The sequence below is a fragment of the Streptococcus sp. 2741 genome (assembly GCF_013276315.1).
GTDB lineage: Bacteria > Bacillota > Bacilli > Lactobacillales > Streptococcaceae > Streptococcus > Streptococcus pseudopneumoniae.
Map to the genome: position 1 here is coordinate 1 of NZ_VMKU01000012.1, position 18,853 is coordinate 18,853.

The window sequence follows — 18,853 nt, forward strand, 5'->3', positions numbered from 1 at the left end:
GGATTAGAAAAGTCAACCTGAATCTTCCTGTTCCTTATGAACCACCTAGAAAAAAAGCGTCGTTAATGATGCATTAAAGAACAGTTGAGATGAAAAAATCGTGTGACGCACCAAGGGAGGAGTCTGCCCTTTTGAGGAAATCTAGCGAGGAAAAACGATACTGGAACAGCAGAAAGTAAAACTGACCTCATAAGGAGGAAGAAAGTGGCTCATGAGGTCAGGGGTTTTGTAAGTTACATCTAGTTGAGAGAGGTATGAATGATTTGGGGGAAATCCTAATTTTTTTCTTACTGTTTTAATCCCTTTATTTATGGTAAAATAAGACTATTAAGTTTAAAGAGGATTCCCTATGAAATTACAAAAACCAAAAGGAACGCAGGATATTTTACCTGCTGAATCTGCCAAATGGCAGTACGTTGAGGGCTTTGCCCGTGAGATTTTCAAGCGCTATAACTATGCGGAAGTGCGCACGCCTATTTTTGAGCATTACGAGGTCATCAGTCGCTCTGTCGGAGATACAACGGATATCGTAACTAAGGAAATGTACGACTTCTATGACAAGGGTGACCGCCATATTACCCTCCGTCCAGAAGGAACAGCGCCAGTTGTCCGTTCCTACGTGGAAAATAAACTCTTCGCCCCAGAAGTGCAAAAGCCAAGTAAGTTCTACTACATGGGCCCTATGTTCCGCTATGAGCGTCCACAGGCAGGGCGTTTACGCCAGTTCCACCAGATTGGTGTTGAGTGTTTTGGCTCTAGCAATCCAGCTACCGATGTGGAAACCATCGCGATGGCAGCCCATTTCTTGAAAGAAATCGGCATCCAAGGTGTCAAATTACATCTTAACACTCTTGGAAATCCTGAGAGCCGTGCGTCCTACCGTCAAGCCTTGATTGACTATTTGACACCGCTCAAGGAGACCTTGTCTAAGGATAGCCAACGTCGTTTGGAGGAAAATCCTCTCCGTGTCTTGGACTCTAAGGAAAAAGAAGACAAGGTAGCAGTAGAGAATGCACCGTCTATCTTGGACTTCCTTGATGAAGAAAGTCAAGCTCATTTTGATGCTGTGCGTCAGATGTTGGAAAATCTTGGAGTAGACTATATCGTCGATACCAATATGGTGCGTGGTCTGGACTACTACAACCACACCATTTTCGAGTTTATCACTGAGATTGAGGGCAATGACCTGACAGTCTGTGCGGGTGGTCGCTACGATGGTTTGGTTGCTTACTTTGGAGGTCCTGAAACTGCTGGCTTTGGTTTTGGACTTGGTGTAGAGCGCCTGCTTCTCATTCTTGAAAAGCAAGGTGTGGCCCTCCCTATCGAAAACGCCCTAGATGTCTATATCGCAGTCTTGGGTCAAGGAGCAAATGTCAAGGCCTTGGAATTGGTACAGGCTCTTCGCCAACAAGGATTCAAAGCAGAGCGTGATTACCTCAACCGTAAGCTCAAAGCTCAGTTCAAGTCAGCTGATGTCTTTGCGGCTAAGACCCTCATCACCCTAGGAGAGAGTGAAGTCGAAAGCGGACAAGTAACGGTTAAGAACAACCAAACCCGAGAAGAAGTGCAAGTGTCGCTTGAGACAATCAGCCAAAACTTCTCAGAAATCTTTGAAAAACTAGGATTTTATACTCAATGAAANNCGTGGTTTGAAGAGATTTTAGAAGAGTATTAATGATAGATAAAGTGGTCAGGAACTTACTCCTGACCTTTTTCCTTTGCAAAATGACAAAAATCATACACTTTTTGACAACTATACTTGTCAAAAAGAAAAAGATGTGTTACAATGTAAGCAAGGTAAGAGAAAAGAAGAAAGGAGCTATGATGTGGGTACTAGGATTTATACTATTTCTGATTTTCTTTTATTCTAATGATTCTAAAAAAATCAAGAAACTAGAGAAGAAAATCAAAAGACTTGAGCGAAAAGAGAAAGGAAACGCAGAAATGTCGAGATTATTACAAGAAATGATTGGAAAGGAACCAATTATAACGGGAGTGTATATTGGGCCAGATAACTGGGAAGTTGTGGATGTTGATGAGGAATGGGTAAAGCTACGACGTGTAGATAATACGGGAAAAGAAAAATTCAAGTTGCAACGTATTGAAGATATCCAAACCGTTGAATTTGACGGAGAGTAGGTGTGTAACGTGCAACTAAAAAATCGTCTAAAAGAGCTTCGAGCTCGCGATGGTCTCAATCAAACCGACCTAGCCAAACTGGCAGGGGTTTCCAGACAGACCATTAGCCTACTAGAACGGGATGAGTACACCCCATCCATTATCATTGCCCTGAAAATATCTCAAATTTTCAACGAAACAGTCGAATCGGTATTTCGTTTGGAGGAGGACGAGTGATGAACAAGTATAAAGTGATTTATTACATGAGTGTTCTTGCCCTCATTGTGAATGCTTTCGTTATGATTGGAACATTACTGGGGTGGTTCTATTTTGTTGAAAGTAAGTATTTGTTTTGGCTTAATTTAGCCCTCTTGTCCATTTTCAATCGGTTGAAGAAAAAGGAGAACAATGATGAACAAGTATAAAGTGATCTATTATGTAGTTGCCATAGCTCTATTAGTCAGCGTGTGTCTACTAATTGGAACAAATCTAGGATGGTTTGATCTCTATTACAGCGACCAATTTATCTGGGTCTATTTTGCCCTCATCCCAGTCGTTGACTGGATTGAAAAGAAATCCAAAAATCTAGCAAGTGAATAAGGAGAATGAATATGGAAAAGAAAAAGAAACGTGGATTGTTGTTTTTAATGGTTGTTGTCTTGGGATTTTTCTTGGGCAGTTTTGTAGGGATGTTTAAGGCTGTTGCCGAATCCCACGGAATTATGTTAGATGTAAAACCCTTGATACCATGGATATCAGCTATTTGTTTAGTGTTAGGTTTCATTAGCATTCTTTTGACTTTCAATTTCTTAAAGAAAAGCAGAAAATTTCATTCCTTGTATCAAGAGGAAATGGATGATGATCTGAATGAAACCTATTATGTGCAAATGTATCGGAATCTCGAGTTTGGAACCATTGCTTTTAATATTGCAAGTGTAGCGATTTTATTGGCTCTTTTCATCTCAGGTAGTGAAGCAATTGTACTAAATGGAAGCCATCTAACCTTATCTCTTTCTTTTTTGGCATTAGTGCTGATTTTCAGTGTTCAAAAATATCTTTTTAAGACCATTGCGATTGTTCGTCAGTTTGATTTGGCATTTTTCTCAACACCAAAGGATGTCTTAGAGTATGTAAATTCTTATGATGAAGGGGAGCGTCAGGCTAATTTGGAACAGAGTTTTCGGATTTTATTCCAATTAAATCAGTATGTCTTACCAGTCTTATATGTTTTTCTTTTTATCATTTCTTTCTTGACAGGAGAGATTCAGTTACTAGCCTTCTTGCTTGTAGGAGCTATCCATATTTATATCAATGTGATGCAGTTACCTATGGTAAAACGCTATTTCAAATAAAGGAGTTTCTATGATTCGTGTTGAAAATGTAAGTAAAAGTTTTGGGAGCAAAAAAGCTCTTCATCAGATTTCTTTTGAGATTAAGGAGGGTGAAATCTTTGGTTTTCTGGGACCTTCTGGCTCAGGCAAAACAACCATGATCAATGTCTTAACAGGACAGTTGGCTGCAGATCAAGGTAAAACAGTTTTGCTAGGCAAGAATTCTCAAGATTTAACCTCAAATGATTTGGAACAAATTGGTATTGTGAGTGATGGCAGTAGTTTTTATGAAAAGATGAGTCTTTATAAAAATCTTCTCATCTATGCTAAGTTATATGGCCTCAAGGCAGATAGAGTAGTTCAGGTGCTTCAACAGGTTGGATTGGCAGATGCTAAAGATATTATCGCAGAAAAACTATCTACAGGAATGAAACAACGAATGTTCTTGGCTCGTGCCCTTCTTAATGCACCTAAGATTCTCTTCCTTGATGAGCCAACCAGTGGCTTAGACCCTACAACATCTAAGATGATTCATACCCTACTTCAAGAATTAAAGCATGCGGGGACAACTATCTTTCTGACCACGCATGATATGAATGAAGCAACTCTGCTTTGTGATCGCTTATCTCTTTTAAATAAGGGTAATTTAATAGAGTATGGAAGTCCGCAAGATATTATCCAGAAGTACCATGTGGATAAGAAAGTACGTGTAGCTTATAAAGATGGACGAGAACAGATAGTTCCATTTGAAGAATTGCCACATTTAGACACGACAGATTTGATGGTGGTTCACTCTTGTGAGCCAACTCTAGAAGAAATCTTTATCAGATTGACAGGAGAAAAGTTAGATGTTTAGAAAATTAAATGCCCTACTATGGTTAAGAGTGCAAGTTCTTATTAGCAATTCAACTTTGTTAGCGACTTTATTGATGCCTTTTGGTATTGCTGTTTTATATAATGAATTTTTAAATAAGAATGGACAATTGAGCCTATTTTTACTATCTGCTAGCTTGACGATGGTCTTGAGCATGGGAAGTGGTTATATGGTATCGATTATGATGGCAGAAGATAAGGAAAAACGAAATCTTAAATCACTCCTCCTAAGTGGTGTGACAGCAACAGAATATACTTTCAGTATGCTCGTTCTCCCTATTCTGATAATGTTACTTGCTATGATTGTGCTTCCCATCTATCTTAAAGTAGATCTATCAGGTTATTTATTTGCCTACGTTATCTATTTGCTCCTAGCAACTATTAGTATTATTTTTCTCAACCTTCTAATCGGTGCGGTGTCAGATACTCAATCTAAAGCGCAAGTTTATAGTATCTTCCCTATGTTAATTGTCTCTTTTTTACCTATGATTGCTTCTCAAAATGATACGGTTCAAAAAGTGTTGGATTACTCGTTCGTTGGTCCTATTGTAAATCTTTTAAATAAAAAAGGTGGAGAAATATCTTTTTCTAACATCGGTATGTTACTTGCCTGGGTACTTGTGTTAGGAATAGCGAACCTCTTTGTATTGAAAAATAGCTATAAAGCAAGATAGGAGATCTATATGAAATTACTTAAAAACCTGGGCTGGTTTTTTCTAGCCATTCTATCCTTTTTATTCATCTATGGCTTCATTCAGGTACTCGCGACTACGTCGCTTGCCTTAGGCGCTTCACCCTATGCTGTGACCTTGCTCTATGTGGCCTTGGCTGGAGTTTATGTGTACGGTATTTACAAATGGTATCAGAAAGGTCCTGTTCGTATTGAGAAGAGTGGCTTCAACCGATTTATTTGGCTCCCTGCCTTGGTTTGGTTCTTATCTCTTGTTGTCCAGTTTTTCTTGCCAAATGATCCTTCAGTAAATCAGCAAATAGCGATAGACTTGACCTTGTCTCAACCACTTTTCTCATTCTTTGCGGTCGTTATTTTTGCTCCTTTGACGGAAGAACTTATCTTTAGAGGGATGTTAGCACGCTACCTCTTTCCTAAGCAGGACAATAGTAAACAAACTCTGATTTTTCTTCTGGTATCGAGTGTTTTGTTTGCCTTGATTCATTTCCCAGGTGATGTGCAACAATTTTTTGTCTATTTTAGCCTTGGTTTTAGTTTGGGCTTGGCTTATATTAGCAGAAAAGGTCTGGTCTACAGTATTTCTCTTCACGCTTTGAATAATTTAGTCGGCTTTTTGATGATTCTCATGCTATAATAGAGTCAGGAGGTCACATGAAACGAGTAATTTTATTAGCAGTGATTCAAGCAGTCGTTCTATTTTTCATCATTGGGGCGCTAGCTTATGCCTTCAAAGGCGATTTCTTCTATAACTATCTAGCAGTTGTCTTTGCCCCTATTGCAGGTGTCTTGCGTTTTGGGACAGCTTACATAACGGAAATTGTCTTGCCTCGAAAGGCAGCTGAAATTGCTGAAAAGCGTAAAGCAGGCAACAATTCAAAATAAAAGAGTCCGGTGAAGTTCATCGGATTTTTTGTATGGGCGTTAATTTTTAGGGACTTTACCTGATTTTTAAAGACTGGCAAACTTTTCTGCTGATTTTCATGAAGAGCCTGCGCTTTTATGGTAAAATAGTAACAGAATAAAAGAGGAGAGAAAACATGAAACGTAGTATGTATGCTGGTCGTGTTCGTGAGGAACACATCGGACAAGAAATAACCTTGAAAGGATGGGTTGGCCGTCGTCGTGACCTTGGTGGTTTGATCTTTATTGACCTTCGTGACCGTGAAGGAATCATGCAGTTGGTTATCAATCCTGAAAAAGTATCTGCCGAGGTTATGGCAACAGCTGAAAGCCTTCGTAGCGAATTTGTTATCGAGGTGACTGGACAGGTCGCTGCGCGTGAGCAAGCCAATGATAAGTTGCCAACTGGTGCGGTTGAGTTAAATGTAACAGCTCTGATAGTGCTCAATACAGCAAAAACAACACCATTTGAGATTAAGGATGGGATTGAGGCCAATGACGATACGCGTTTGCGTTACCGTTACCTTGACCTTCGTCGTCCAGAAATGTTGGAAAATCTTAAACTTCGTGCTAAGGTGACCCATTCTATCCGCAACTACTTGGATGAGTTGGAGTTTATCGACGTGGAGACACCATTCCTTTCTAAGTCAACGCCAGAAGGGGCGCGTGACTATTTAGTGCCGTCTCGTGTTAATAAAGGGCATTTTTACGCTCTTCCTCAAAGTCCACAAATCACTAAGCAATTGTTGATGAATGCTGGTTTTGACCGTTACTACCAAATCGTCAAATGTTTCCGTGATGAGGACTTGCGTGGAGATCGTCAACCTGAGTTTACCCAGGTCGACTTGGAAACATCTTTCCTTACGGAGCAAGAAATCCAAGATATTACAGAAGGTTTGATTGCGCGCGTGATGAAAGAGACTAAAGGCATCGAAGTCACTCTGCCTTTCCCACGTATGAAGTATGATGACGCTATGGCTCGTTACGGTTCTGACAAGCCTGATACTCGTTTTGACATGTTGCTTCAGGACTTGACAGAAGTAGTCAAAGGTGTAGACTTTAAAGTCTTTTCAGAAGCACCTGCTGTAAAAGCCATTGTGGTCAAAGGAGCTGCGGACAACTATTCACGTAAAGACATCGACAAGATGACAGAAGTAGCCAAACAGTATGGTGCCAAAGGTCTTGCTTGGGTTAAGGTTGTTGATGGAGAATTAAATGGACCAGTTGCTAAGTTCTTGACTAACATCCAAGCAGAATTGACAGCAGCACTTGCGCTTGAAGATAAGGACTTGGTTCTCTTTGTGGCAGATACGCTTGAAGTGGCTAATGCAACGCTTGGTGCCCTTCGTGGACGTATTGCCAAAGAGCTTGGTTTGATTGATAGCGATAAATTCAACTTCCTTTGGGTGGTTGACTGGCCAATGTTTGAATGGTCTGAAGAAGAAGGCCGCTACATGAGCGCCCACCATCCATTCACACTTCCACAGGAAGAAACAGCTCACGAATTAGAAGGTGATTTGGCTAAGGTTCGTGCCATTGCTTACGATATCGTCTTGAACGGTTATGAGCTTGGTGGTGGTAGCCTTCGTATCAACCAAAAAGACCTTCAAGAACGTATGTTCAAGGCTCTTGGTTTCTCAGCCGAAGAAGCAAATGACCAGTTTGGCTTCCTTCTTGAAGCCATGGACTATGGTTTCCCACCACACGGTGGTTTGGCTATCGGGCTTGACCGCTTTGTCATGCTCTTAGCTGGAGAAGAAAATATCCGTGAAGTTATTGCCTTCCCTAAGAACAATAAAGCAACTGACCCAATGACACAAGCTCCATCAACAGTCGCTCTCAAACAACTAGAGGAACTCAGCTTACAAGTAGAAGAAGATGAAACAAGCAAAACGAATTAAGCGGTGGCGCTATTATCTGCGCCGCTTTGCTTATCAGATAAAAATTTTACGTGTCTTACAAAGTATCTCTCGAGAAAAGTATGATGAGAAGATTTCGGCCTCTCTGGTCTATGGTTTTTTATCAGCAGTGGCGGTCAATTTCTTTTTCCAACCAGGGCATGTGTATTCGAGTGGTGCGACAGGTCTGGCACAGATTATCTCTGCTTTGAGTAATCACTGGTTTGGTTTTCATATTCCGATTTCGCTAACCTTCTACGCCATTAACTTCCCTTTGATGGTCTTAGCTTGGTATCAGATTGGCCATAAGTTCACCGTCTTTACCTTTATCACGGTATCTATGAGTTCCTTCTTTATCCAGTTTGTCCCTGTGGCAACCTTGACGGAGGATCCCATTATCAATGCCCTTTTTGGGGGTGTTGTCATGGGCTTGGGGATTGGTTTTGCTCTTCGAAACAATATCTCCAGTGGTGGAACGGATATCGTCAGTCTGACCATTCGTAAGAAAACGGGTAAGAACGTTGGTAGTATTTCTTTCTTGGTAAATGGGACTATCATGCTGATAGCTGGTTTGACCTTTGGTTGGAAATACGCTCTTTACTCTATGATTACCATCTTTGTCTCTAGCCGTGTGACAGACGCCGTCTTTACCAAGCAAAAACGTATGCAGGCTATGATTGTGACCAATCATCCAGACAAGGTAATTGAAAAAATCCATAAAAAATTGCACCGCGGAGCAACCATGATCCACGATGCAGAAGGAACCTATAATCACGAGAGAAAGGCAGTTCTAATCACTGTCATTACACGTGCAGAGTTTAATGAATTTAAACAGATTATGACACAAGTGGATCCAAGCGCCTTTGTCTCTGTCTCGGAAAATGTTCATATTCTAGGAAGGTTTGTTGAGATAGATAATTAGTGACCAAAAAAACCAGCGTGAGCTGGTTTTTATTTTTCTATAATTTTATGGGCAATCAACTGGCGGTAACAAATTTGTTTATTGCTTTTAGCATCGTTGATAATCTGAAGAATCGTTTCAAATGATGTTTGACCAAGTTCTAGGCTATTGATATCGACATAGGCTGCCAAGTTGAGCTTGGGATTAACCGAGTCAAAGCTGAGAACAGGGACATCCAGCTGGTGTTTGGCAATATAGTTACAAACACCTTCAGCTAGGAGGCTATCGGTTGTGATGATAGCATCAATTTGTGGATCGTGCTTGAATAATCGCTTGCTAAATTTATAGCCCTTTTCTTCCAGAAACTCGTCGGCAAAGTAGATGCGATTGTTGTCAGTGGTAAGTTTGTAATGCTTAAGCGCCTGTTCATAGCCTGTTAAACGGTCTTTGGTCACGAAGAGCTTTTTGCTTCCTCCGATAAAAGCAATACGATTGCAGCCTTTTTTGATGAAATATTCGGTTGCATCAAAACCAGCTTGAACATTGTCGTTGTCTACAAGTGGGATGAAAGGAGATAGAGATTTACCTAAGATAAGGAAGGGGAACTGTTCTTCTGCTACGAGTTTTACGAGAGGGTCTTCTTCTTGGGCATAGAGAAAGATTAGTCCATCTACACGCTTGCCGTAGACCATTTGTGAAATAGCGTTGAGGCGCTCCTTCTCATCTTTCCCTGTTGCTATCTGAATGGCATAGTGGTTTTCAGATGCGACTTGAGAGATGCCACGTAGAACCGATGGAAAGAAAGGATTCTGGTAGAAGGCGTCTGAGTCATCAGGAAGAACCAAACCAATCACCTGAGTATAGCTACTTACCAAGCTGCGAGCATTGAGGTTGGGATGGTAATTGAGCTCCTTCATAGCCTTGCGAACGCGTTTTTTTGTTTCGTCGCTAATGGTTGATTTATTTTGAATAACACGGGTTACGGTTGAAGGTGAAACACCAGCAGCCTTGGCCACGTCTTTAATCGTAACGGGCATAAAAATCTCCTATTTATGGTAATCTGGATCACGGAAATGTGTTTTATAAAAGATAGTGACCAGATACAGAACAAAAAGAATGTTTTGTACAGTAATCAGGGTTGACATATTTTGGCCAAATAATCCCAAAATAAGCGTAATCAGAGTCGGCAATCCTAAACAGTTCAAGATAAAATGATAGCACTCTTTAAAGGTTCTAAATGAAAAGAGTCGGGATTTCTTAGTGATATAAAGGAGAAGACTCGCCCCTAGAGAGACGATAAAGAAATTCAAACCAAAGAGGAAGCTCGCACCGAGAACTAGGAAGAGACTGATATAGACACGATTCTGCTGGTACCAGTCTTTAGAAATTGCTTGGGTCAAGCTGTCTTTGCTTTTGAAACTCTCAGTCTGAATAGCTCGGTAATAGATGCGTGTCAACTCTTTACTTTCCTTGCTGATGACCAGTTCTTTTGTGTCGAAATGCAGTTGCAAGTCCTTAGGTAATTCCTTGCTTTGACTGGGGCTAATCACAAGAGAAGGCGTTTGATTGGCAGTTCCTGTATAAGTTAGCTTACCATCAACAATTCTAGCATGTTCAGAGAGATCCTGGACAACCTCATCTGTCAATGGTTCATAGACATTATCGATAAAGGTTTCTAGCGGATAAGTCTCCTGGGAGCTGTTTTGGATGGCAATGGGTACCATAGACAAGCTGATAAGGAAGATACTGGTAAAGAGTAGTTGAAACCAGTTGAGCCCGAAACGTTTGGACAGGGGCTTACGAAATCCCCAAATACTTGAAAAATAAGAAAATGGATATGGAAGCATAGGTATCTTTCTAAAAGGTGTTTTCTATATGAGTATTATTATATAGTTAAATTCGCTTTATTTCAAGTCTAGGAGAAAAATTGCTTGTTGTAAGGACATTACTTACAGTGACAATCGCTAATAGTCAATGAAAATCAAAGTACAAACTAGGAAGCTAGTCGCAGGTTGCTCAAAGCACAACTTTGAGGTTGCAGATGGAAGCTGACGTGGTTTGAAGAGATTTTAGAAGAGTATAAAATGAAAAAGGGTGGCGGGGATAAATTATCCCTTGTCGCCACCACTTGTAAGTCCTGAAACAAAGTTCTTTTGTAGGAAGAAGAAGAGAATACAGATTGGAAGGGCGATGAGGATAGCACCTGCTGAGAAGTAGGCAATCTTCATGTTTTTCGCATTGTTAACGAAGGTTTGGAGACCTACGGCAACAGTAAAGTATTCTTTCTCACGAAGCAAGAAACTAGAGAGGATGTAGTCCCCGAAAGGTCCCATGAAGGCCCAGAGAGCTTGTACGGCAACCATTGGGCGAACAAGTGGAAGAACAATTTGCCAGAAGCGGCGGAAGTGTCCTGCACCGTCTAGTTTTGCAGATTCGTCTAAAGACATTGGCACTGTATCGAAGTAGCCTTTCATGAGCCAAGTATTCATCGGGATACCACCACCAACGTAGAGGAAGATGAGGAACCAGCTGTGGTTAAGGGCGTTCAACATAAGCGCCATAACGAAGAAGGCTGTCAAAGCGGCCATAGTTGGCACCATTTGGATAATCAAGAAGAAGACCAAACTTTGTTTACGAGCCAAGAAGTTGTAACGGCTGTAGGCATAACCAGCAAGTACGATGATACTTGTTTGAACAGCCATGGTAATCAAGGCAATGATCAAGGTGTTGAGGTACCAAGTACCGTACAAGGTTTCAGTGAAGAGGCCTTGGAAGTTAGCAAAACTAAAGTCGACGTTGCTGTCTAGTTTAAAGGCTACTACGTTACCAGTCTTGAAGGCTGACATAATGGTAATCAAAAGTGGATAGATAATGACAATTGATAGACCAATCAGGTAAAGGTATGTAAGGCTTTGAGTCAGTCTACGTTTGAGTTTAATTGAGTTATTCATCTTAGACGTCCTCCATATCAAATGCGTGTAGTTTCTTGAATGCGATCATAGAGATTGAGATGACAATGATAGAGATAATCAAGGTGACAGCTGCCGCCATTGAGTATTGAGGAGATGTACCTGTTGTCAAACGGTAAATCCATGAAATCAAGATATCGGTTGAACCAGCTCCACCACCGACACTACCAGGTCCTCCAGCGTTGAAGAGGTACATGATAGAGAAGTTGTTAAAGTTGAAGGTGTATTGGCTAATCAAAGTAGGTGCCGCAACAGCCAAGATCATTGGGAAAGTGATGTTGCGGAATTTTTGCCAAGCATTGGCACCGTCAATATAAGCTGCTTCGTAAAGGTCGTTAGGAATAGATTGCAAGATACCCAAGGTCAGAACGTAGATGTATGGGAATCCAAGCCAACCTTGCATCATAATCAAGGCAATCTTAGTCCAAGTTGGGTCTGTTTTCCAGGGAATAAGAGCGCCATCAAGGAAAGGAAGGAATTTAGCCAAGATTGGCAATACTTGGGTGTTGATAGCTCCGACACTATCGTTAAACATGTTTGAGAATGTCAAGATAGTGATGAAGGCTGGGACAGCCCAAGGAAGAAGGAAAATAACACCAAAGATACGTTTTCCTTTGATAAATGGTTGGTTAGCAATGATAGCTGTGAAGATACCAATCACAATCTGTAAAGTTGAGGCTGCCAAAGCCCAGATGATGGTCCAAGAAAGAACAGAACCAAAGGCAGAACGGAAGGTACTCAAACTCCAGATATTACTAAAGTTTGTCAAACCAACCCAGTCCAACAATTTGTTTGGTGGTAAGTGTTGGAAGTCATAGTTGGTAAAGGCGATCATCAAGGTTACGATAACTGGGAAGATAATCGCGAAGGTCATGGCAACATAAGATGGAATAATCAAGAGATAAGGGAAACCATTTTCATAAATCCCTTTGATCATGTCTTTGAGGGTACGTGGAACTGGAATTCCATTGTTAATGCGTTTTGCAATCGTATATGCATCTTTGATATTTGAGAAATAAAAGAGTACATAAACGACTACAAAGATTAAATGGAAGGCACCACGAATCAGCATAAAGAGGGAATTATCACGACCGGGCTTGTCACCAAGAGTGATGAGATTGCTCAATTCAGGTGCTGCAAGTGCTAGGAAATAAAGGACAAATACGATGGTTACACCAAGGAAGATAAAACCTTTGGCTTTTTGTTTATTGTAAATCTGTCCTAACCCAGGAATGATAGACAGCAGGGCTGCTTTACTAGGTTGTTGCTTTTCCATAATAACTCCTTTCATAGGATACTACTTTTTTTATAAGAAAGCTAAATTATTTGTGTCTCTATTGATAAATTCAAAGGGGGATTTGAATTCCACCCCCCTTGAACAAATTTTTTATTCACCAAATTTTTGTTTGATTGTTTCTTTGATCAATGTTACAGCGTCGTTAGCAGCTGTTTTAGCATCTTTTTGACCACTTACAGTATCAAAGAGCATGTTAGCAGCTGGTTCCCAAACTGCAGACATTTGAGAGATGTTTGGAATTGGTTGAGCGTTCTTGAATTGTTTGATAACAGCTGTTGTCAACTCATCGTTTTTACCTTCAGCGTATGAACGAGCTTCAGTATTAGCTGGGATTTCGTTAGTTGCATCGTAGAAAGCTTTTTGTTGTTCAGTTGAAACAAGGAAGTCTACAAATTTCTGTGCGCCTTCAAGGTTCTTAGTACTTGAAGGAATGATCCAAGCTTTACCACCACCGAATGCAGCATATTCTTTTCCATTTGGAAGAGTTGGGATAGTCGCAACACCGTAGTTTACTTTAGCATCTTTGAGGGCTTGAGCTTTCCAAGGCCCATCAATGATAGCAGCTGTTTTACCTTCTTGGAATTGAGTTTGGATTAGGTTTCCAGCAGCTGTACCATCTTGCATACCTTTAGGCCATTTTTCGTACCAAGATTTAGCGTAGTTGATACCTGCGATAGAACCGTCGTTTGCAAGACCGATGTCTTTAGGGTCTTTACCGTTTTGTCCGAATACGTAAGCGCCGTTACCAGCAAGAAGTCCGTATGCATAGTAGAAGTTTGTCCAGTCAGCTAGGAAGGCAGAAGTTTTTCCATCTTCTCCAGCGAAGGCATATTTGCTATCTTTAGCAAGGTTTTCCAAGTCAGCAAATGTTTTGGGAGCGTCTTTTACCAAGTCTTTGTTGTAGTACATAACAAGTGACTCGATAACGGCAGGAGCACCGTAAACTTTACCGTCAGCAGCGGTTACAAGAGATTTAGTTGTATCTTCTGTTTTAGCACCATCGCTCAATTTCACTTCTGAAAGTTGTCCGTCAGAACCAAGGCTACCCACACGGTCGTATGGAGCCATCATAACGTCAGCAGCTTGACCAGATTGGTTGTCAAGAGAAAGTTTGTCAAGCCCACCAAGTTGGTCACCAGATTTGATGTTAACTGTTGTGCCTGATTGCTCTTTATAAGCTTTAGCAACTGTTTCAGCATAAGCTTTGTATTGGTCCTCAACGTAAAGAGTGATTTCTTTCGCTTCAGATGAACCAGACTCAGCAGGCTTATCAGCAGTTTTGCTTCCGCAAGCTACCAAGAGCAAGCTAGCAAGTGTAGCAGTTCCAAGCACCGCAGCGCTCTTCATGAATTTAGATGACATAGTGTATTCCTCCTAAAGAATAACAAGTTTTATTGATAAGGAAACGCAAACGTTTTCCTTTATGACCTTAGTATAGCACAAATAGAAAACGGTTGCAAGTGTTTTTGACAAAAATTTTAAAAAATTTTTAAGCTTGATTTGATAGCATGATTTTGCTTTTTAATAGAAGAAAAGTGTGAAATAGATAAGAATACAGTATTTTTAATAAAAAATAGATGTAATCTATCTAAAGAAGGAAATCAGGAGGGGCTACCTCCCTGTTTCTAATTCCTATCTATTTTCTATAGACCTTTGTGCCTCCTTGCATCTAAATTCAAGTTTTCTAGGGGAGGATTTGCAGTTTGTAGACGGATTCTGTGAGAGTCAAATTTTAGGATTAGATAGTTTTAATACTCTTCGAAAATCAAATTCAAACCGCGTCAACGTCGCCTTGCCGTACTCAAGTACAGCCTGCGGCTAGTTTCCTAGTTTGCTCTTTGATTTTCATTGAGTATAAGTTATCTTTGCTAAAATGGGTTAATCTCCTTAAAAATAATCAAAAAAGTTTTTTAAAAACGCTTGCAATTATGCTTGAAAAGGAGTATACTTATAAGTAGCGCAAACGTTTGCGTCTGCAAAAATACGCAACGTTCCATTAATTTTAACACATGAGGTGCTATTATGAAAAAACGTCAAAGTGGTGTGTTGATGCACATCTCTTCTCTTCCAGGAGCTTACGGAATCGGATCGTTTGGTCAAAGTGCTTACGACTTCGTTGATTTCTTGGTTCGTACAAAACAACGTTACTGGCAAATCCTTCCATTAGGAACAACTAGTTACGGGGACTCTCCTTACCAATCTTTCTCAGCCTTCGCAGGAAACACTCATTTTATCGATTTAGATATCTTGGTGGAGCAAGGTTTGTTGGAAGCAAGTGACCTTGAAGGAGTTGACTTTGGTAGCGATGCGTCTGAAGTTGATTATGCGAAAATCTACTATGCACGTCGTCCTCTTTTAGAAAAAGCGGTAAAACGTTTCTTGGAAGTAGGAGATGTTAAAGATTTTGAGAAATTTGCTCAAGACAACCAATCATGGCTTGAGCTCTTTGCTGAGTATATGGCTATCAAAGAGCATTTTGACAATCTTGCTTGGACTGAATGGCCAGATGCAGATGTTCGTGCTCGTAAAGCTTCAGCACTTGAAAGCTACCGTGAGCAATTGGCAGACAAGTTGGTTTACCACCGTGTGACTCAATACTTCTTCTTCCAACAATGGTTGAAATTGAAAGCTTACGCTAACGACAACCACATCGAAATCGTTGGGGACATGCCAATCTACGTAGCGGAAGATTCAAGCGATATGTGGGCAAATCCGCATCTCTTCAAAACAGATGTCAACGGTAAGGCAACTTGCATCGCAGGATGTCCACCAGATGAGTTCTCTGCAACTGGTCAGCTTTGGGGTAACCCAATCTATGACTGGGAAGCAATGGACAAAGATGGTTACAAATGGTGGATTGAACGCTTGCGTGAAAGCTTCAAAATCTACGATATCGTTCGTATTGACCACTTCCGTGGTTTCGAATCTTACTGGGAAATCCCTGCTGGTTCCGATACAGCAGCACCTGGTGAGTGGGTGAAAGGTCCGGGCTACAAGCTTTTTGCAGCCGTTAAGGAAGAACTTGGTGAGCTAAACATCATCGCAGAAGACCTTGGCTTCATGACAGATGAAGTTATTGAGTTGCGTGAACGTACTGGCTTCCCAGGAATGAAGATTCTTCAATTTGCCTTCAACCCAGAAGACGAAAGTATCGATAGCCCACACTTGGCACCTGCTAACTCAGTTATGTACACAGGAACTCACGATAACAATACGGTTCTTGGTTGGTACCGTAACGAGATTGATGATGCGACTCGTGAGTACATGGCTCGTTACACGAACCGTAAAGAATACGAAACAGTGCCACATGCTATGCTTCGTACAGTCTTTTCATCAGTTAGCTTCATGGCAATTGCAACTATGCAAGATTTGCTAGAATTGGATGAGGCGGCTCGTATGAACTTCCCATCTACCCTTGGTGGAAACTGGTCTTGGCGTATGACTGAAGAGCAATTGACACCAGCTGTTGAGGAAGGTTTGCTTGACTTAACAACAATCTATCGCCGAATCAATGAAAATTTGGTAGAATTAAAGAAATAATACAATATCAGGAGACATCTTAAACATGTTATCACTACAAGAATTTGTACAAAATCGTTACAATAAAACCATTGCAGAATGTAGCAATGAAGAGCTTTACCTTGCCCTTCTTAACTACAGCAAGCTTGCAAGTAGCCAAAAACCAGTTAACACTGGTAAGAAAAAAGTTTACTACATCTCAGCTGAGTTCTTGATTGGTAAACTCTTGTCAAACAACTTGATTAACCTTGGTCTTTACGACGATGTCAAAAAAGAACTTGCAGCTGCAGGTAAAGACTTGATCGAAGTTGAAGAAGTTGAATTGGAACCATCTCTTGGTAATGGTGGTTTGGGACGTTTGGCTGCCTGCTTTATCGACTCAATTGCGACTCTTGGTTTGAATGGTGACGGTGTTGGTCTTAATTACCACTTTGGTCTTTTCCAACAAGTTCTTAAAAACAACCAACAAGAAACAATTCCAAATGCATGGTTGACAGAGCAAAACTGGTTGGTTCGCTCAAGCCGTAGCTACCAAGTGCCATTTGCAGACTTTACTTTGACATCAACTCTTTATGATATTGATGTTCCTGGTTACAAGACAGAAACGAAGAACCGCTTGCGTTTGTTTGACTTGGATTCAGTTGATTCTTCTATTATTAAAGACGGTATCAGCTTTGACAAGACAGATATCGCTCGTAACTTGACTCTCTTCCTTTACCCAGATGATAGTGACCGTCAAGGTGAATTGCTCCGTATCTTCCAACAATACTTCATGGTTTCAAACGGTGCGCAATTGATCATCGACGAAGCAATCGAAAAAGGAAGCAACTTGCATGACCTTGCTGACTACGCAGTTGTGCAAATCAACGATACTCACCCATCAATGGTGATTCCTGAATTGATCCGTCTTTTGACTGCACGTGGTATCGAGCTTGACGAAGCAATCTCAATCGTTCGTAGTATGACTGCTTATACTAACCACACAATCCTTGCAGAAGCGCTTGAAAAATGGCCTCTTGAATTCTTGCAAGAAGTGGTTCCTCACTTGGTACCAATCATCGAAGAATTGGACCGTCGTGTGAAAGCAGAATACAAAGATCCAGCTGTTCAAATCATCGATGAGAGCGGACGTGTTCACATGGCTCACATGGATATCCACTACGGATACAGTGTTAACGGAGTAGCAGCACTTCACACTGAAATCTTGAAAAATTCTGAGTTGAAAGCTTTCTACGACCTTTACCCAGAAAAGTTCAACAACAAAACAAACGGTATCACTTTCCGTCGTTGGCTTATGCATGCTAACCCAAGATTGTCTCACTACTTGGATGAGATTCTTGGAGATGGTTGGCACCATGAAGCAGATGAGCTTGAAAAACTCTTGTCTTATGAAGACAAAGCAGCTGTCAAAGAAAAATTGGAAAGCATCAAGGCTCACAACAAACGTAAATTGGCTCGTCACTTGAAAGAACACCAAGGTGTGGAAATCAATCCAAACTCTATCTTTGATATCCAAATCAAACGTCTTCACGAGTACAAACGACAACAAATGAACGCTTTGTACGTAATCCACAAATATCTTGACATCAAAGCTGGTAACATCCCTGCTCGCCCAATTACAATCTTCTTTGGTGGTAAAGCAGCTCCAGCCTACACAATCGCTCAAGACATTATCCACTTGATCCTTTGCATGTCAGAAGTGATTGCTAACGATCCAGCAGTAGCTCCACACTTGCAAGTAGTTATGGTTGAAAACTACAACGTTACTGCAGCAAGCTTCCTTATCCCAGCATGTGATATCTCAGAACAAATCTCACTTGCTTCTAAAGAAGCTTCAGGTACTGGTAACATGAAATTCATGTTGAACGGAGCTTTGACTCTTGGTACTATGGACGGAGCTAACGTGGAAATCGCTGAGTTGGTTGGCGACGAAAACATCTACATCTTTGGTGAAGATTCAGAAACTGTTATCGACCTTTACGCAAAAGCAGCTTACAAATCAAGCGAATTCTACGCTCGTAAAGCTATCAAACCATTGGTTGACTTCATCGTTAGCGATGCAGTTCTTGCAGCTGGAAACAAAGAGCGCTTGGAACGTCTTTACAATGAATTGATCAACAAAGACTGGTTCATGACTCTTCTTGACTTGGAAGACTATATCAAAGTCAAAGAGCAAATGCTTGCTGACTACGAAGACCGTGACGCATGGTTGGATAAAGTTATCGTTAACATTTCTAAAGCAGGATTCTTCTCATCTGACCGTACAATCGCTCAGTATAACGAAGATATCTGGCACTTGAACTAATACTCTTCGAAAATCTCTTCAAACCATGTCAGCTTTATCTGCAACCTCAAA

General features: G+C 40.9%; 19 protein-coding genes. 14 read left to right on the forward strand and 5 right to left on the reverse strand.

Annotated features, from left to right (window positions below; genetic code table 11):
- The first annotated feature begins 349 nt into the window (after positions 1-349).
- The 12 genes from hisS (at position 350) to HT671_RS01680 (ending at position 8,733) form a co-directional block, all read left to right on the forward strand.
- Complete coding sequence (hisS, locus tag HT671_RS01625; RefSeq protein WP_119919668.1) at positions 350-1,639, forward strand: histidine--tRNA ligase; 1,290 nt, start codon at positions 350-352, stop codon at positions 1,637-1,639.
- Between the two features lie 35 nt (positions 1,640-1,674).
- Complete coding sequence (locus HT671_RS01630; RefSeq protein WP_119919423.1) at positions 1,675-2,139, forward strand: hypothetical protein; 465 nt, start codon at positions 1,675-1,677, stop codon at positions 2,137-2,139.
- A 9-nt stretch (positions 2,140-2,148) separates the two neighbouring features.
- Positions 2,149-2,355 (forward strand): helix-turn-helix transcriptional regulator, encoded by a 207-nt coding sequence (locus tag HT671_RS01635; protein ID WP_001176227.1) that lies wholly within the window; start codon positions 2,149-2,151, stop codon positions 2,353-2,355.
- Positions 2,355-2,543, forward strand: a complete 189-nt coding sequence (locus HT671_RS01640) for a hypothetical protein (RefSeq protein ID WP_119919424.1) — start codon at positions 2,355-2,357, stop codon at positions 2,541-2,543. The genes HT671_RS01635 and HT671_RS01640 overlap by 1 nt, the downstream gene beginning before the upstream one ends.
- Entirely contained in the window at positions 2,530-2,718 is a 189-nt protein-coding gene (locus HT671_RS01645) for a hypothetical protein (protein WP_119919425.1), read from the forward strand. Before HT671_RS01640 ends, HT671_RS01645 begins: the two co-directional genes overlap by 14 nt.
- A gap of 11 nt (positions 2,719-2,729) precedes the next feature.
- Entirely contained in the window at positions 2,730-3,470 is a 741-nt protein-coding gene (locus tag HT671_RS01650; protein WP_172923013.1) for a DUF3169 family protein, read from the forward strand.
- 10 nt (positions 3,471-3,480) lie between these two features.
- Positions 3,481-4,305, forward strand: a complete 825-nt coding sequence (locus HT671_RS01655) for an ABC transporter ATP-binding protein (protein ID WP_000621678.1) — start codon at positions 3,481-3,483, stop codon at positions 4,303-4,305.
- Positions 4,298-4,996, forward strand: a complete 699-nt coding sequence (locus HT671_RS01660) for an ABC transporter permease (protein WP_000488858.1) — start codon at positions 4,298-4,300, stop codon at positions 4,994-4,996. Before HT671_RS01655 ends, HT671_RS01660 begins: the two co-directional genes overlap by 8 nt.
- Before the next feature lie 9 nt (positions 4,997-5,005).
- Positions 5,006-5,647 carry a type II CAAX endopeptidase family protein gene (locus HT671_RS01665; protein ID WP_000771198.1) on the forward strand — a complete coding sequence of 214 codons (642 nt, stop codon included), beginning with the start codon at positions 5,006-5,008 and terminating at the stop codon, positions 5,645-5,647.
- Positions 5,648-5,664: 17 nt separating this feature from the next.
- The gene (locus HT671_RS01670; RefSeq protein ID WP_000832181.1) at positions 5,665-5,895 is read left to right on the forward strand and encodes a hypothetical protein; all 231 of its coding nucleotides are present in this window, start codon (positions 5,665-5,667) and stop codon (positions 5,893-5,895) included.
- A gap of 155 nt (positions 5,896-6,050) precedes the next feature.
- A complete protein-coding gene (aspS, locus tag HT671_RS01675; RefSeq protein ID WP_000830886.1) occupies positions 6,051-7,814 on the forward strand; it encodes an aspartate--tRNA ligase in 1,764 nt (587 codons plus the stop codon).
- The gene (locus HT671_RS01680; RefSeq protein WP_050223204.1) at positions 7,792-8,733 is read left to right on the forward strand and encodes a YitT family protein; all 942 of its coding nucleotides are present in this window, start codon (positions 7,792-7,794) and stop codon (positions 8,731-8,733) included. The genes aspS and HT671_RS01680 overlap by 23 nt, the downstream gene beginning before the upstream one ends.
- 29 nt (positions 8,734-8,762) lie before the next feature.
- Here the strand turns inward: HT671_RS01680 and HT671_RS01685 are convergent, their stop codons facing one another.
- From HT671_RS01685 to HT671_RS01705, 5 genes are all read right to left on the reverse strand, one after another.
- Positions 8,763-9,749, reverse strand: coding sequence for a LacI family DNA-binding transcriptional regulator (locus HT671_RS01685; protein ID WP_001145442.1), 987 nt, complete (start codon positions 9,747-9,749; stop codon positions 8,763-8,765).
- Between the two features lie 9 nt (positions 9,750-9,758).
- Entirely contained in the window at positions 9,759-10,559 is an 801-nt protein-coding gene (locus HT671_RS01690) for a DUF1189 domain-containing protein (protein ID WP_000938251.1), read from the reverse strand.
- A gap of 261 nt (positions 10,560-10,820) precedes the next feature.
- Complete coding sequence (locus tag HT671_RS01695; RefSeq protein WP_001065638.1) at positions 10,821-11,663, reverse strand: sugar ABC transporter permease; 843 nt, start codon at positions 11,661-11,663, stop codon at positions 10,821-10,823.
- Between the two features lies 1 nt (position 11,664).
- Complete coding sequence (locus HT671_RS01700) at positions 11,665-12,957, reverse strand: sugar ABC transporter permease (RefSeq protein ID WP_000414964.1); 1,293 nt, start codon at positions 12,955-12,957, stop codon at positions 11,665-11,667.
- A 111-nt stretch (positions 12,958-13,068) separates the two neighbouring features.
- Positions 13,069-14,340 carry an extracellular solute-binding protein gene (locus HT671_RS01705; protein WP_000095469.1) on the reverse strand — a complete coding sequence of 424 codons (1,272 nt, stop codon included), beginning with the start codon at positions 14,338-14,340 and terminating at the stop codon, positions 13,069-13,071.
- A 660-nt stretch (positions 14,341-15,000) separates the two neighbouring features.
- Between HT671_RS01705 and malQ the strand changes: the two genes are divergently transcribed.
- Both malQ and glgP read left to right on the forward strand, forming a co-directional pair.
- Positions 15,001-16,518 (forward strand): 4-alpha-glucanotransferase, encoded by a 1,518-nt coding sequence (malQ, locus tag HT671_RS01710; RefSeq protein ID WP_000747307.1) that lies wholly within the window; start codon positions 15,001-15,003, stop codon positions 16,516-16,518.
- Between the two features lie 25 nt (positions 16,519-16,543).
- Positions 16,544-18,802, forward strand: a complete 2,259-nt coding sequence (glgP, locus tag HT671_RS01715) for a glycogen/starch/alpha-glucan family phosphorylase (RefSeq protein ID WP_000950148.1) — start codon at positions 16,544-16,546, stop codon at positions 18,800-18,802.
- Positions 18,803-18,853: the final 51 nt, after the last annotated feature.

Excerpts from the sequence above, each read along its gene's own strand:
- hisS (WP_119919668.1), top strand. The coding sequence starts at position 350 with ATGAAATTACAAAAACCAAAAGGAACGCAGGATATTTTACCTGCTGAA.
- HT671_RS01630 (WP_119919423.1), top strand. The coding sequence starts at position 1,675 with ATGATAGATAAAGTGGTCAGGAACTTACTCCTGACCTTTTTCCTTTGC.
- HT671_RS01640 (WP_119919424.1), top strand. The coding sequence starts at position 2,355 with ATGAACAAGTATAAAGTGATTTATTACATGAGTGTTCTTGCCCTCATT.
- HT671_RS01645 (WP_119919425.1), top strand. The coding sequence starts at position 2,530 with ATGAACAAGTATAAAGTGATCTATTATGTAGTTGCCATAGCTCTATTA.
- HT671_RS01650 (WP_172923013.1), top strand. The coding sequence starts at position 2,730 with ATGGAAAAGAAAAAGAAACGTGGATTGTTGTTTTTAATGGTTGTTGTC.
- HT671_RS01655 (WP_000621678.1), top strand. The coding sequence starts at position 3,481 with ATGATTCGTGTTGAAAATGTAAGTAAAAGTTTTGGGAGCAAAAAAGCT.
- HT671_RS01660 (WP_000488858.1), top strand. The coding sequence starts at position 4,298 with ATGTTTAGAAAATTAAATGCCCTACTATGGTTAAGAGTGCAAGTTCTT.
- HT671_RS01665 (WP_000771198.1), top strand. The coding sequence starts at position 5,006 with ATGAAATTACTTAAAAACCTGGGCTGGTTTTTTCTAGCCATTCTATCC.
- HT671_RS01670 (WP_000832181.1), top strand. The coding sequence starts at position 5,665 with ATGAAACGAGTAATTTTATTAGCAGTGATTCAAGCAGTCGTTCTATTT.
- aspS (WP_000830886.1), top strand. The coding sequence starts at position 6,051 with ATGAAACGTAGTATGTATGCTGGTCGTGTTCGTGAGGAACACATCGGA.
- HT671_RS01680 (WP_050223204.1), top strand. The coding sequence starts at position 7,792 with ATGAAACAAGCAAAACGAATTAAGCGGTGGCGCTATTATCTGCGCCGC.
- HT671_RS01685 (WP_001145442.1), bottom strand. The coding sequence starts at position 9,749 with ATGCCCGTTACGATTAAAGACGTGGCCAAGGCTGCTGGTGTTTCACCT.
- HT671_RS01690 (WP_000938251.1), bottom strand. The coding sequence starts at position 10,559 with ATGCTTCCATATCCATTTTCTTATTTTTCAAGTATTTGGGGATTTCGT.
- HT671_RS01695 (WP_001065638.1), bottom strand. The coding sequence starts at position 11,663 with ATGAATAACTCAATTAAACTCAAACGTAGACTGACTCAAAGCCTTACA.
- HT671_RS01700 (WP_000414964.1), bottom strand. The coding sequence starts at position 12,957 with ATGGAAAAGCAACAACCTAGTAAAGCAGCCCTGCTGTCTATCATTCCT.
- HT671_RS01705 (WP_000095469.1), bottom strand. The coding sequence starts at position 14,340 with ATGTCATCTAAATTCATGAAGAGCGCTGCGGTGCTTGGAACTGCTACA.
- malQ (WP_000747307.1), top strand. The coding sequence starts at position 15,001 with ATGAAAAAACGTCAAAGTGGTGTGTTGATGCACATCTCTTCTCTTCCA.
- glgP (WP_000950148.1), top strand. The coding sequence starts at position 16,544 with ATGTTATCACTACAAGAATTTGTACAAAATCGTTACAATAAAACCATT.